Source organism: Xylanivirga thermophila (assembly GCF_004138105.1).
Lineage (GTDB): Bacteria > Bacillota > Clostridia > Caldicoprobacterales > Xylanivirgaceae > Xylanivirga > Xylanivirga thermophila.
The window spans coordinates 24,851-40,000 of the sequence record NZ_RXHQ01000021.1 but is presented as its reverse complement, the minus strand read 5'-3'; the positions used below and the strand labels follow the sequence as shown (position 1 = coordinate 40,000).

At 41.3% G+C, this 15,150-nt stretch carries 12 protein-coding genes; all 12 read right to left on the bottom strand.

The window, feature by feature from the left end; translation table 11 throughout:
* Window positions 1-83 precede the first annotated feature (83 nt).
* The gene (locus EJN67_RS09815; RefSeq protein WP_129724143.1) at window positions 84-1,655 is read right to left on the bottom strand and encodes a recombinase family protein; all 1,572 of its coding nucleotides are present in this window, start codon (window positions 1,653-1,655) and stop codon (window positions 84-86) included.
* Window positions 1,645-2,109: a recombinase family protein gene (locus EJN67_RS09810; protein WP_083604505.1), complete on the bottom strand. Its 465-nt coding sequence runs from the start codon at window positions 2,107-2,109 to the stop codon at window positions 1,645-1,647. The genes EJN67_RS09815 and EJN67_RS09810 overlap by 11 nt, the downstream gene beginning before the upstream one ends.
* Window positions 2,079-3,638 carry a recombinase family protein gene (locus EJN67_RS09805; protein ID WP_129724142.1) on the bottom strand — a complete coding sequence of 520 codons (1,560 nt, stop codon included), beginning with the start codon at window positions 3,636-3,638 and terminating at the stop codon, window positions 2,079-2,081. The genes EJN67_RS09810 and EJN67_RS09805 overlap by 31 nt, the downstream gene beginning before the upstream one ends.
* A 61-nt stretch (window positions 3,639-3,699) precedes the next feature.
* Complete coding sequence (locus tag EJN67_RS09800) at window positions 3,700-3,909, bottom strand: DUF1974 domain-containing protein (RefSeq protein ID WP_165000833.1); 210 nt, start codon at window positions 3,907-3,909, stop codon at window positions 3,700-3,702.
* A 232-nt stretch (window positions 3,910-4,141) separates the two neighbouring features.
* Window positions 4,142-4,843 carry an N-acetylmuramoyl-L-alanine amidase gene (locus tag EJN67_RS09795; RefSeq protein WP_012102968.1) on the bottom strand — a complete coding sequence of 234 codons (702 nt, stop codon included), beginning with the start codon at window positions 4,841-4,843 and terminating at the stop codon, window positions 4,142-4,144.
* A 17-nt stretch (window positions 4,844-4,860) separates the two neighbouring features.
* Complete coding sequence (locus EJN67_RS09790; RefSeq protein ID WP_129724141.1) at window positions 4,861-6,255, bottom strand: hypothetical protein; 1,395 nt, start codon at window positions 6,253-6,255, stop codon at window positions 4,861-4,863.
* Window positions 6,252-6,692 (bottom strand): phage holin family protein, encoded by a 441-nt coding sequence (locus EJN67_RS09785; protein ID WP_106024192.1) that lies wholly within the window; start codon window positions 6,690-6,692, stop codon window positions 6,252-6,254. Before EJN67_RS09785 ends, EJN67_RS09790 begins: the two co-directional genes overlap by 4 nt.
* 84 nt (window positions 6,693-6,776) lie before the next feature.
* A complete protein-coding gene (locus tag EJN67_RS09780) occupies window positions 6,777-9,125 on the bottom strand; it encodes a hypothetical protein (protein WP_243641280.1) in 2,349 nt (782 codons plus the stop codon).
* A 134-nt stretch (window positions 9,126-9,259) separates the two neighbouring features.
* The gene (locus EJN67_RS09775; RefSeq protein ID WP_129724139.1) at window positions 9,260-9,763 is read right to left on the bottom strand and encodes a hypothetical protein; all 504 of its coding nucleotides are present in this window, start codon (window positions 9,761-9,763) and stop codon (window positions 9,260-9,262) included.
* Window positions 9,764-9,780: 17 nt separating this feature from the next.
* Complete coding sequence (locus EJN67_RS09770; RefSeq protein ID WP_129724138.1) at window positions 9,781-11,697, bottom strand: siphovirus ReqiPepy6 Gp37-like family protein; 1,917 nt, start codon at window positions 11,695-11,697, stop codon at window positions 9,781-9,783.
* Between the two features lie 2 nt (window positions 11,698-11,699).
* The gene (locus tag EJN67_RS09765) at window positions 11,700-12,551 is read right to left on the bottom strand and encodes a phage tail family protein (protein ID WP_129724137.1); all 852 of its coding nucleotides are present in this window, start codon (window positions 12,549-12,551) and stop codon (window positions 11,700-11,702) included.
* Between the two features lie 13 nt (window positions 12,552-12,564).
* A complete protein-coding gene (locus EJN67_RS09760; protein WP_129724136.1) occupies window positions 12,565-14,985 on the bottom strand; it encodes a phage tail protein in 2,421 nt (806 codons plus the stop codon).
* Window positions 14,986-15,150: the final 165 nt, after the last annotated feature.

Here is a 15,150-nt window from a genome sequence, read left to right as displayed (position 1 = left end):
ACTTATTAGATTATCCCCAAGTATAAATAGAAAAGAACCGCCCATCAAGAAGTATTTCTCCTCAATCGGCGGTCAAATTCGTTTTATTTTTCTATATCAATTTCTACACCAGATTTAAATTCAATAGTTAGTTTATCATCATAGACCGTTATTTTCTCTATAAGTCTCCTTACTAGTTGCTCATCATACTCCTCAAGGAGGGTGGATTGTTCATTTAGGAACTTTTCCATATCTTCTAGTCTTTGCTTGGAGCCTTTTTTGCCAGCTTCTTCTGCTAAAGCCTTATGTCTTTCCTCTCTGAGCCTGTAAATCTCATCGGCTATATCGTTATAATCCTCTTTGGAATTGGCCAGTCTCAAAAGGTCTTTTTGTAATTCCTCTAGCTTTTTATCTATCTCGGAAACAACATTATTGCCCGTTTCACTTATCACTGTTTCTATATTTTCCTTTAAGATAGTTAAAAAGCCATCCTTTTGCCCTATTAGTTTATTAATTGCCTCTACCGTAGCAATACCTATCATATCCTCCAGCACGGTTCGGGAATGACAAGTTAACCCTGTATTCTCAAGTCTACTGACGCATCTCCAAACAATCGATTTTTTACCTCGATTATTCCAATGAACTCTACGGTATATTTCGCCACACTCACCACAGAAGATAATTTGCGAAAATACATGATTTGAACTAAAGTTTCTTTTCTTTCCACTAGTACTTATATGTCCTCTACTTCTACGAACTAACTCTTCTTGTACCTGCATGAAAATTTCACGCGGGATAATGGCTTCATGGTTATTCTCTACATAATACTGAGGTACGATTCCGTTATTCACAACCCTCTTTTTTGTAAGAAAATCTACCGTATAAGTTTTTTGGAGCAATGCATCACCAATGTATTTTTCATTGCTTAATATTTTCCTTATAGTACTGGTATGCCACCTTTTTTTCCCCGCTCCCGTAAGTATGCCATCAGTTTCAAGTCCTTTTTGGATTTTATCCATACTGGAGCCTTCAAGATACTCTCGGTAAATCCTTTTAACAATTTCAGCTTCCTCCGGCACAATTACTAATCGCTTATTTTCATCTTTGGTATATCCTAAAAACCTAGAACAATTGACCATTACCTCTCCCTGTTGGTATCGGTATTGGTAACCAAGCTTTACATTCTGGCTTAGTGACTGGCTCTCTTGTTGCGCTAAGGATGCCATAATGGTAAGCATAATTTCACCTTTGGCATCCAGTGTATTGATATTTTCTTTCTCAAAATATACCGCAACATTTTTATCTTTAAGTTTTCTGATGTATTGTAGACAGTCCAAGGTATTTCTAGCAAATCGGCTTATTGATTTGGTAATAACCATATCAATTTTCCCAGCCATACACTCATCAATCATTCGATTAAATTCGTCGCGATTTTTTGTATTTGTGCCGCTGATACCATCATCAGCAAAGATCCCTGCAAATTCCCACTCTGAATTCTTCTTGATAAACTCTGTATAGTGTTCAATCTGCACTTCGTAACTACTAGCCTGCTCATCACTATCTGTAGAAACTCTGCAATAAGCAGCGACCCGAAGTTTAGGTGTTTCATCTTCTTTTCGATTGTTGCCTACACGTTTTATTGCAGGTATAATCATTACATTTTTATTAACTGCCATCTTGCTGCACCTCACTTTCTATTAAGCTGTATACATATTCCGCTTGTGTAAAAGGATTTGTATACTTCTGAATTACTTGTCCTATGGTAAATTTCTTAGAAATAGTAGGTTTATCTTCTGTCTTGGGTTCAAAGATTCTGCCTAGCTTTTTTGCTCTCTTTATCCTCTCTGCTTCTGCTTTTTCGTAGGTTTCTTTATCAATGATGGCAGGGTAATAATCATCACCAAGATAACGTTCATTTCTTAGCATCCTTCCAGCAGTTCCATGATAAGCATCTATTCCAGCAGACTTTGCCGCGACCGATAAGGAAAGGCCTGATAAGTAACCCTTATATAAATTCCTAACCTTTTCAGCTTTTTCTTCATCGATAACTGCTATTCCATTCTCTATCCTATAGCCATAAGGCGTATGTGCCACTTTTCTCACATCCTTTCCCTTAGTGTGATTCCACATTTCAGAACGAAACCTATCTCTACCCTTGAGAAAACGATAATTTTTTCAACATAATCATTGAAAATTTGCTCGCTAAAGGTATTTATCATTTCAGCCTTATTTGTAAACTTTATTAAGTTACTGACTTCCTGCACCTTTGATAATTCTCCATTTAAAGCATGAATTAAAGCTTCTTTTTGCCCCATATAATTATCTGCTTCCATTTGCAGTTCATTGTTTTCTCTGTTAAAAAGGGCAGGTTCTAGATAACCCTTTGCCATAAGCTTTACAAGCAGTTCTCTCTGTTCTGCATTTTTTTCAATTTGCTTCTCTAATTCCTGAATTCTTGAAAGGTTATCTGAGTTGCTCATTCCACGCAAAGCATCTAATAGTGGTTGTAGAATAAGTTTTCTTCCGAAAATCAGCTTGTTAATCATAGTAACAAAGGCCGTCTTTATATCCTCATCTCGAATAAACTGCATGGAACATTCTGTTATCTGCTTTAAGTGTTTACTACAACACCAGGCTACATATTTTCTTGTGCCGGATGAATGAATTCGTCTTTTAAAGGTGCTACCACATTCCGAGCAAATAATTTTTCCGGAGAAAGAATACCGGTTTTGGTACTTATCATTACGCTTTTCTATTCCCTTTTCTTTTGCCCTTTGATTTAAGGCAGCCTCTACTGCTTCAAACACTTCATGGCTGATAATTGCCTCATGGTGATTTTCTATTAAATATCTGTTTTTCTCACCATAATTGGTGCGCTTATTAAAACGGGAATCTGTATAGGTTTTTTGCAGTATAACATCCCCGGTATATTTCTCATTTTTTAGAATTCCTCGAATTGTCGTAGCCGTCCAACGGCCGCCTCTTTTAGAGGGGATACCCTTTTGATTAAGATCATCTGCTATTTTCTGTGTACCCTTGCCTGATAGTACTTCTGCGAAAATATACTTCACAATTTCTACTTGCTCAGGGTTTACCACCATTTGTCCATCAATGTTGTCATAGCCATATGGTGGGTAAGAAATCTTAAAAGTTCCGTTCTGAAATCTCCTTTGAATTGCCCACTTGTTATTTTCCGAAATGGAGATTGACTCACTTTCTGCAAGCCCGCTTAATATAGTAAGCATCAGTTCACTTTCCATTGATTGGGTATTGATATTCTCTTTCTCAAAGTAGATATAAATCCCAAGGTCCAACAGTTTACGAACCATCTCCAAACAATCCGTAGTGTTTCTTGCAAACCTACTAATGGACTTTGTAATAATTAAGTCGATCTTCTTATTTTCACAATCTGACAGCATCCTGAGAAGTTCCGTTCGGTTTTCTTTTTTAGTGCCACTAATTCCCTCATCATAATACAAGCCAACATACTCCCATTCTGGGTTTGCCTTTATGTAAGTCTCATAATGGGATTTTTGTGCTTGTAGACTTACTAACTGTTCATCACCACCCGTAGAAACACGACAGTATGCGGCCACTCTTAGTTTAGGTTTGATAATCGATGCAACCTTATTTCCTTCTATTTTCGTTATCTTTTTCATCGCCTCACCTCCTTCTTGGTAGGTCACATATTACCTCTGAAACCCTTATATATCAACGAATTCAGGGCATTATCTCTGCTAAAAAAGGAGAGAAAGATTGGCGATTAAGTGCCTCTATCTTGTTGAATTCTGCTTCCGTTATTAAACCTTTTTGGAGCATCTTTCTAAGTAATTTCTCTGCTTGAATATAATCAAACTCACGCTGTAGCTGCTCCTGTGACATTTTCTTTAATTGGATGCTTTTGTCTATAACCCCATCTGAGATCTTCATAACTTTTTTATCCTCATGCTGATTCATGTAGAATCACCTCCTACCTAATAGCCGCGGGAACAGGTCGAAGTTGAGGATTTGTAAAAATAAAATAAAATAAAATAAAATCAGAGCATAAAAAAAGAGCCTGCAAGGGAATAACCCCCACAGGCTATATACATCTAATAGTTAATATTTTTAGGGAAACTCTGTAAAGCTAAAGCATAATTGCTTATTAACTCGCTCCCCTTGATTAATCATACTTAATAAATGCATCCGTAAATCCCGCCTTTTTAGCTTTTGCAAGCTGTGCCTCAGCATTTGCTTTGACAGTGTATGCACCTATTTGTACACGATAGTATTTCTTTTTCGCTGGTTCTGCTGATTTTTCTTCTTCGCTTAGAAGTTTCTTAACATCTGCTCTAAAGGTATCCATGGTCTTGCCATGCTTAGGAAACCAGTGCATAACATCCGCATGGTTACTGGCTATACCTTGCTTATAGCCTTCACTATGACAGATGATATCCTTCTCACTTAGTCCATAGAGTTTGCAAAGATGTACACAAAGCTCTACTGCTTCCTTATAAACAGCAGAAAAATACGAGGCATCGGTTAGACCGTCCTCGCAAATCTCAAATCCTATATGCGTGTTATTCGCATCTCCTCCAGCATGCCAACCACGATGATTCCAAGGCAATGTTTGGTATGTGGCAATGGAGCCATCTGCTAACTTACCAATAAAAGCATGGACACAAACTTGACGACCTCCGGGTTTATCCTGATTCCAATGATTGTTGTATTGGTTCTTTCCGAGCAAACCGTCATCTGGACCAACATATCTCTTCAACCACGGGTTGTTAGCCCCTGTTGAATGAACCATTATACCCTTCGGTTTTATTGTTTTGCCTGCTTTGTAGCAGGCGTTGTTCGTAAGTATTAGTTTGTATAATTTCATTATAATCACCTCAACATTTAATCATTTGGCTCAGGTGTAAGATGGACAGGGTACAGGTGATAGGTAAACTTTAAATCACAATAAGCATTTGATGATGTTCCATCACTTCCCATACAGATATACAGTCCATAACCGGCTGGAACTCTGGCCTGCCGCATTTGAATATGAATGTGCAAGGATTCTGCTGAAGTATTCGATCCGACAGGTGTACTCCGTTGAATTCTAGTGAACGTCTCCTCATCATTGGAAATATACAAGTCCAGTTCCTTTTCACTAGTATCCGATTGACGACAAAGAGTTATCAAATGGCAATCATAAGCCGTCGTATACAATTCTCCGCCCTGACCGCCAATAACCACACTATTAATAGGTAATATCGTGTGCAAAGGACCACGGACACTGTTTGCACCGCCTGAACCTGAGACATTGCCAGACAAAATATATCTTGAATAAGCCGACCGGGTGAAGTCACTAATAATAGCCGTTGCTGTGGATGAGAGAGGTATTGCGGAAGTCACATTTTCTGCTCTTTCAAGTAGAAAAAGGCTCTCACCTGCCTCACCGGTAGTACTACCTATGGAAAACCTCTGACTTGTCCAGTAAGCTGTACAAATTGGGTTTGGATCAGTCCCAGTTCCATAGGCAATATTCATTTCGTCATCAATGCCCCTTATAGCTCTAGCAAGTGCCTTAACTGTATTACGAAGGGTGTCTTGAATTAGAACCTGCACATTATTTGCAGCTGGACTGCCCAAAGCTGTAACGAAAGTATATGTTATCGTGCCAATTACTACATCGTTTCCATTTGCTATATTGCTAAATGTGATGGCTGCCCTCCGGCTAATCATATCCGGTGCACTAGCTGTTTCTATTGGATGCAAATGGTTGAGTAGAATACCTGTCCGCCTATATAGATTTTCGCGGGTATCCTCAACCAAATTGTGTGTTGTATTTAGCAAATCATAGTTGTTGTTTAATAGATTGTAAGTGAGGTTGAGCAGATTATTTATTTCATCAATATCCAGTTCAGCTAAAGCTGAAAGCACTTTATTTAACCATTCCTGTGCAGGAGGTTCTGGTGGTTCAGCAATTCCATCCACAAGAGCATCCTCGACTATGGTTAGTATTCTTGCACTCTTTCCAACCACATCACCATAAGTAACCCTTATTTCAAGCCGACCAACACCAACAAATGATGTGTCCGTTGCATTGGGCGACCATGTAAGGACACCATCAGCGTAGTTCGTGACTACAGGATATGCAACCCCATCAGGCCTTTTGTAAATCGCATTTAAGGCGGCACTTGGGTAGTTATCTTCCAGTAGGCTTGATACATCAAACTCAATATTTCGGTAATTGTGTTCACCGCGTCGACCAATGAATACCGTTACCGCTTTCGTTAAGTCAATCATATTTCATCACCTGGCTTAGGAGGTTCCTCATCACGACCATGTAGTTGCTTAAGAACCGCCTTTAGTTTTTCTGGGATGGGTAGCCCAATATGACCTGCATTCTCCAAAATGGATACACCCTCGTTACTTAGATAGAAAAAGATTACCGCCGTTCGCAAAGCGCTGCCATCATATCCTGCACTCCCCAAAATTTGTGTATCAAGAATATGAGCGATACCTACCATTACAAAGATGAGCACCTTTTTGAAAATTCCCTTGGCACCAATTTCGCTGGACAGCTTTTTATCTGTAATCGCACAAAGGACACCTGTCAGATAATCAATAGCTACAAAAGTGACCAGTGTATATAGAAATCCGTCAAACCCGCCGAGAAACCATCCAAGAAAAGCACCAACAGCCGCAAAAGCTAACTGTATCCAATTCCAAATCTCTTTCACTGTAAACACCTCCATTACATTAATTTGTGTATTTAAAAAAGCACCCCTGTAAAATACAAGAGTGCTGTTGCCGTATCACACACCTTACAGCATCAGTATAAGATCGTGGATTTGTTGCATCACATCCGCCTTTGGACGCCCTGTTCCAATAGGGAGCCATGTCACAGGTGGTATATCAAATGCTGCAGAAGAGTCAAAACCATTAACCACTGTAATGATAGTATCAACAGCCTTTCGGATTTCAGTAATGTGAAATGGCCATTTTTTAACTGTTGTTCTTCCAGCAATAATCTCTTCACTCCAAATTACAGGGGATAAGTTGTAATAACTTAGCACTATATTTAAAGCGGTTCGAAGCGTCTGAATATGTGCTGCCTTTACAACAGTCTCATTTGCAGTAATCGTTTCAAAAGGTGGCGGTAATATAGTAAATGTCCTGACAACTTCTGTGCTTGCCGACTCAATATCACTATCAAGGCAGCGGAAGGTTACAGTATGGTTTCCTACTGCAAGCGGTTCCGCTTTGTACACCGTACTAACACCATTTCCCAGATAGCCACTCGTAGAAAATCTCTCAGGATTATCCACACTATTAACCCACTCACCTGAATCAATCTTTACTTCCACAATCTGTGTCTGACCGTCTGGTTCAGTGCCTGTAGTAATCATAAAGCGTGGTATAGTGTTATAAGTAGACTTTCCGGTCATAGGACTGACGATGATCGGAGCAGCAGGCGGACTGTTTTTCTTTACCGTGTTACTAACCACATGGCTTGAAACTGCATCAAGTGTATCTGTTACGCTTATTCGATAGCGGGTATACATTCCAGGTACCGGGGAAGCATTTACCTGATGGGTACCTGAAGTAGCACTTGAAATAATAGTAGTCAATGCTTCATATACCGACCAATTTATACCGTCTGCTGATGTAGCTTGTTGAATAACATATTGCTTGATGGCACTGGTTCCCGGTATCGTTCCGCTCCACATAAGAGTTACTGTATTCGTCTCATATATTGGCGGAGTAGCAGTGAAAGAAGTAGGCGGAATGGGCAGTGTATTTCTGCGGACAGTGTTGCTAGATATAGTCCAGTCAGAATAAAAACTCTCTCCAGCCGTACCACGTGTCCTAACTCTAAACCTACGGTAATAACCGCGAGTTGTCGGTGGGCTAACAACTACGCTGCCACTTGTTGTTGAGGTAACCACTATTGTTAATGCTGTCCATGCTCCCCATGTGCTGTTATCTGCCGAGTCACTATATTGAATCTCATAGGATGTGATGGTGTTGCCTGCTCCACTGGATGCACCACTCCATGAAAGATTAACATTTCCTTCAGCTAAAGTTGAACTTACCGAGCAAGCGGTCGGTGCTCCACAAGCCGTGATATCACAGTAGATGCTATTACTGATTTTTTCCGAGGAGTAGACATCGAGATTATCTATCGTCCATACACCAAATTGAGTATATGTTCCTGGAACTCGTGACACGTTAGGGTTATAACTACCTCCACTGGCCGATAGGGCTAAAATGGTTAGAACATTCCATGAACTCCATGTGCTGTTATCCGTAGATGTTCGACTAGCAATCTGGTATCCCTTGATTGCACTCGTACTTCCAGAAGCGCCGCTCCAAGTAAGCGTGATTGTTTCATCACTATAATTGATTGGAGTAGCAGTCACTGTAGTTGGTGGGCTAGGAACTGTGTTTCTGCGAACAGAGTTCGATGATACTCTCCAGCCTGAATAATAACTTGCTCCTGCTGTACCTCGAGTTCGCACCCGAAACCTACGATAATTACCCCGTGTTGATGGTGGTGCAACTGACAAGCTGCCACTAGTGGCCGTGGTGGTTACTGTAGTTAGTGCTGTCCACGATCCCCAATTCAAATTGTCAGCAGAATCACTATACTGTATCTCGTAGGAGGAGATGGCATTATTTGTACCACCGGAAGCACCACTCCATGATAATGTAACATTGTCCTCCGAGAGGGTTGCACTCAATGAACAGGATGTCGGAGCACTACAAGCTGTGGTTCTTATTGCCCAGTTAATGGTTAACACTATCTGGCTTAAATCATCTCTAGCTCGAAATCCCATATAGTTTAGTGTGCTGGAGCCAGCATCCATGAATAAACAATTACTAGCTCCACTACCGATGGAATCAATGAGTGCGGTGGAAATTGCGATATCCTTTGTACCCTGTCCGGCAGAAACAGTATAGCTATATCCAGAAGTAACTTTCGTAGGTCTACTCCCGGATATGCTGGTACCCGAACTAGGAGATGGCAAACCATATGCATTTCCAGCATAAAGTGTTATCGTTCTGGCTGAACCCCAATCACCTGCAGCTATCCTAACAAGACGAATACTGGCAGAGGTAGGATAATAGTTTGCATAGGTATTTCGAATACTTGTAAGGTCAAATAACATGGCACCAACATTCTCATAATTATTGGCTGGGGCATAAACCCCTTGTCGAACGTAGTCGGTTACACCCGCAATCCAACTGCCATTACGCCATGTACAAGCATTTATCGCTTGATAGGTTGCCATAGAAATTCACCTCACTCGTAAACCGCCGATACCAATGAGTTCACTAACCCACAAAGGCTGGTGTTTAATCTGGTATCAGTAATGTTATTTGCTGCTATTGATGTAGCCGCAGCAGGTACAAGAACTTCTGCAATACCGAGTTCATATACATCGCTGGTTCTTGTTAAGTCTGGAGCCACTGGTGTAGCAGCTGGAGTCCCTGTAACAACTGCAAGCTGAATATTCCTGCTGATTTGGCTTAAGCGAACAACAATCCGATCGATGCGTGGATTGCTACCGTGCGCTGTAGCGAGGGGCATATTTAACGCATCTGTATTCTCATATCTATATCCATTAATCCACGCACTTCCAGCCGCCACGCTTACTGCCAATCCCATCCCTGGTGATACCTGCAGATTTGTAGCTGTTTTATAAAATATCCCGTTTGAAACAAGACTTCCAAAGTATGCTGCAAAATCCGTGGCATCATAGACTCTATCTCCATCGGATGAATTAAAAAAACCGCTTTTCTCCATACAAAAATTCCTCCTTCCTAGATGGTTTTCGTATACTCGATAACCACGTAGCCCGTATAATCTGTCCGGTCAATACCTGGTTCAACAACGACATTTGTTTTATCCACATAGAGACCGATTTGTGAAGCGAAGTTGTTATACCGTGCAAGCGGTAGTGGCAAGAAGTTGGTGCCATTTGTTGCAAAGCCGGATAAACTAACAACTGTACTTAGGTTTGCAATACCATGGGCTACGCTCCCAGGAGTAGCATTGGGAAGGGAGCCGAGGTTTACAACTTTTCGATATATTACCTTACCATCTATCCATAGACGCCCTGTGTTTTGTTCTGTCATAGAGTAATCAGTAAACGCAGAGGAGATTTTAGTTGCAGTAATCGTTCGTTCTGCAATCTTGGCACCAGTGACCGCTCCATTTGCAATCCGTGCTGTAGTTATTGGATCGTTATTAATATTCAACCAGTTCGCTTCACCAGACGGATTGTTAAATACAAAAACAGATATCACATAAAACGTCATTGTGTTGCGAGATATAAAAAATCCCATTGCCCGCTGATATCCGTTTCCCGTGTTATCCCCGCTATGCTTTACCAAAAAGACATGCCCGTCATCGCTTGGCTGATCACTGAATTTGTTGCCGCTCCATGAGGTGAAATAAAAAGCATCTCCAGGACTCATATGGTGCAGGGCATACTGACCGATCGATATAGCTCCTTCTCCAACAATTACCTCAAGTGAGGGCAGTTTCCCAAACAGATTGTTGATACTATCGGTAACAGTATCTCCTTGGATATTGGGGTCAAGGTCATGAATATCTCCAAGTGTTTCTGACACATTGCCTAACGCTTCTGCAATATCAGAGATGCCAGTTGGGGCAGATAATGCAGTTTTAATCTCACTCATATCAGAGCGAATTTTTTGAGCTATTGTTAGCTCGCTCTTTCCGAATACTACACTGATGCTTTGACCGTCCGCGTCATATGTCTCCTCCACTTCAGCGATTCGTGTTGTCATAGATACACCCCATGCTTTGGAAATAACCTTAACAACCTGCCCAAGGTCAAAGTCTACCTTATAAGTAAGGTTGCCATGTGGGTTAACTGATGTATCAAAGGAATATCGTATTACTTGCTCATTTAGCTTGCTCTGCCCACGAAAAATCAGCGTATTGATATAGTCCACTCCAAAATCTTCTGCCCGTAGGTCTTTAGCATCCACAAAAATCTCATGTCGAGTTTCTCCCGACCCACTTGTAATTGCTACAAATGTCCGCTCTGCACCTTCACCCTCTCCACCTATAAGAGCAGTGTTAGCAAAATCTGCTGCACTTACTGTATAAACCTGCTCAGTTAGGTTCTCATACTCCTTAGAGAACACTGCCTGTGATTCAGTCCCCTTATACAGCATCATTGTAAAAACCCCTGTTTCAGGAGTAAAAATAGTCTTGATACCAACCTCCGAAACTTCACATAGTTCCGTCACTGCGTCCATCAAGTTGCGGTACGAAATCTGGGTGCTAATGGGTATATCCAGGCTTGGGGATGAAAAGGATATACCGCTGATCTTTCTTGCTACATCAGAAGGATTGATAAGATTATTTTCTATAAGTTGCTCCACACAATCAGAAATGTCACCGGACAATTTCTCCGTTTGCCATATAATGCGTCTAGCAAGAAAGGACGTGGCAAAGCGACCACTTACCGTAATAAATTCCTGATCCGTCTGAGACAAGGAAAGATGCTCAATAATCCCAGCTTCTTCATCATCGTTCTTCCAAATGATATTTCCTTCTTTTAGAAGTTCGGCATTCTCTTGTGTGGCTATGGCTTTTAATTCAAATGAACCACACTGAGAATAACGCCGTGTCCATCGAAGATATTCAAAAGATTCCATGATGCCCACAAGCTCCCGGTTTGTATTAAAGATATATAGTTCCATACTCACACCCCCAGAAATTGTGGACGAAAGTAAATACTGACCTCCAACAGTTCCATATTAACTGAAGCGTCATAGCGCAGTGTGTTAGTACCTGCAGCAAGCTGAAAAAACGTTGAATTGGTGTCCAATAGTGAAAAAGCATTTGTAACCGTTGACCCTACAACCTGGACCACACGCTTACCAGCGAAATGGGTATACACACGAAGTTCATCACCAGCACTCATTGTAGTGAGAAGGCGGATATATTCTCCCGTGTCTATGTTTAGTAGTTCAGGGTTGGTAACCGTACCCAGTGCTCGAAATACGATTTCGCATCCACAAGATACATCACCAATGTTTTCTACTGTGATGATTTGGTTCGGCTGACGCATTCCAAACTCCATACCACTTACTGGTATCTCCAATTCAAACTCAAACAGAGGTATCCATGATGCCAGTTCCTCTCTCACCTCATCTAATGTTTCGAAGAAAGGGGATGGACATAGTAAACTTACAAAGAAGTTTGGTATGCGTTGCCTAGTAGAAACAGTAAAACCTGCTTCCTCTACCACACAAGCAATTTGCCGTCCACGATACAAAAGAGTCCCTCGCATTTTTGGAGTAAATATCTTAAGAAATCTCTGTCTCCGTACATAAGCCTCGTCAAGATAATCCGCTACGACCGTACCTTCTAGCGTGATATTACGCATATCCAGTGTGGAGGAAATATAAAAAGCACCGTCTTGATCCGGTGCCTTAAATGTATTAACGGTCTGGCGTATGTTGCCTGTTCCGTCTATCTTGGTAAGAAAATACGGGCGGCTTTGTTTTAGGGTGATACTCTCACCGCTTGAGTTAATATAAGTAAGTTCCACTGCCAGACCTCCTTTAATATTCTAGTGCCAGTTTGCGAGACAGATTTTTGAATTCCCTGGCTAATTCTTTTTCAGATAGAGGCTTTGGTGACACAACAGAGATATTTTGAGTGATATTTGTACCATTGGCATTCCCTTGCCCAGATAAACCTCTGTAATTAAAATCAAAACTAGTTGGTACAGCATTTTGCATATCCCTTGAAACTGCTGTCATTGCATCCTCAAAACCTACACCGATACCTTCACCCATATTGTGGCCAATTCCAGCAAATAGCTTTGAAGGTGAACTGATGCCGAAGAAATTCTTAATCTTTGATACAACGTTGCCGAAAAATCCAGAGATTTTACTCCATAGCCATGCACCTGCATCTGAAATACCTTGCCACAGACCTTTGATTAAGTTTCCACCTACTTTAGCCATCTGGCTTATATAACTGGTAAAAGCATTGACCAATCCTGAAATAATCTGAGGAACAGCCTTGACGATCTCTACTATTATCCTTGGAAGATTCGCAATTAATGCCACAAACAGCTGAACACCGGCCAAGATGATCTTGTCGATGTTACCTACAATAGCGTTTACCAAGGATGTTATTATTTTCGGAATAGCCCCAACCACAGTAGTGATAATTTGTGGGAGTGCCTGTATGAGCGATATTAATAGACGTATGCCCGCATCTATAATCAATGGAATTGACCCAATAACTGCACTGATAATACTGTCGATAATCTGCGGGATTGCTTCCACGATTGCTGTGATGATAGTAGGTAGTGCTGTAACCAGTGAAGTCAATAATTGAATACCTGCATCAATAATCTGTGGAATGGATTCCACTATAAAATCCACTATTGCTTTTATGATGACAGGTAAGGCAGATGTTAGTTGAGGTATTGCATCTACCAATCCCTGTGCCAATCCTATAATCAACTGCAAAGCGGCATCCAAAATAAGTGGTAGGTTATCCATTAATCCTTGAACAATCTGCGTGACTGCCGAAACTGCTGCGGGTATGAGTTGCGGTAGAGCCATGCCAATACCCTCCACAAGTGCGGTTACCAGTTCTATTGCTGCATTTATGAGCAGTGGAAGATTATCAATCAACGCACCGACAATCGTCATTACTGCATCTACTGCCGCTGGAATCAGTTCAGGCAATAAGTTCAAGAGTGTCTCCAACACCTGCGTGAACAGGCTCGTGACAGTTTCCAACAACATCGGAAGCAGGTCACCTATTGCTGTTAAAATCGCATCGAACGCAGGCGGGAGTGCGGTTACGATGTTTTCTAAAACAGGCACGATATTTTTAACGACTGCACGGAATGCATCCACAAGATTTTCCGTCAAATTTGTCATGTCTGCATTAGCGTTACCGAGTCCTGCTGTAAAAGAGCCAAGTGCAGCTTGTAATAACCCAATAGAACCAGAAATGGTCTCAGTTGACTCTCTCGCAAAGTTTCCGGCATACTGCTGTGTGTTCTCAAAAAACATCTGCATTGCGACTTCCGCTTTTTCCGCTTGTGTAGCGGTATTCCAAGTGAAATCTAGTCCCTTAGCAAGAGCATAAGCTTCGATGTTTGTAGCATTCATGGCAACACCTAAGTTATCCATCATGGTAAAGTTGCCTTTTGCCGCTCCCGTAACCGCTTCCATGGCAGCGGACATATCTATACCCATAACGGATGCCATATCTGCTGCACGTTGCATCGCTTTTTCTGTCAATTCAAGACTTTTTCGCTGTTCAATGCCAGAGCCTTGGAACAATGCACCCATTTTATTAGCCGTTGCCAAATACTCACTTTGGGAAATTCCGAGATTTCTATAGGCTTCTTCACCGGTTTTTTGAATTGAAGCAGCATACGCTCCAAAGACTGCTTCTGAGCCACCTAGGTTTTGTTCCAATTCTCCAAACTGGGTAACTACCTCTTTACCCAATTTTATAGCAGCAGCTCCAGCAGCAACTGCAACTGTGCCCATAGCCACACCGATGCCCTTGAGTATACCACCAAGCTTTTCAAATTTACCTCCAGAATCTTCCGCACTTTTGCCTGAGTTGTCTAACTCTTCACCGAGATTATCTGCTTCAACCGCAGACTGCTGAAGTTCACGCTCCATATTATTGAGTTCTGCCTGAGCTCTGTTCAGCTGAATCTGCCAGTTTTGAGTGCGGCGGTCATTTTCACCGAAAGAGGAGGTGGCATTATCAAGAGCGGCCTTAAGGGTTGAAATCTTTTCTTTCTGTGCGTCGATTTCTTTATTCAAAACCGCATTACGAGCAGTGACCGACTGGATAGATTTATCGTTTTTATCAAACTGGCTGGTCACAAGTGCCATTTCACTGCCCAGCACCTTAAAGGACTGATTGATATCTCGTAGGGCGTTCTTAAACTCACGCTCGCCCTCGACGCCTATTTTCAATCCAAAATTGTCCGCCATACCTTCACCTCCCTACTTTAAAATGCATACATGAAAAAGGAGCAATCTTCTGATTGCTCCATAATATAATACTAGTTATTATTTTTTCCTTTAATTTGCTTAAGGATAAATTCCATAAGTGCCAATCTATTGTTAATACAAGATTAACTGCATGAATCTATAATT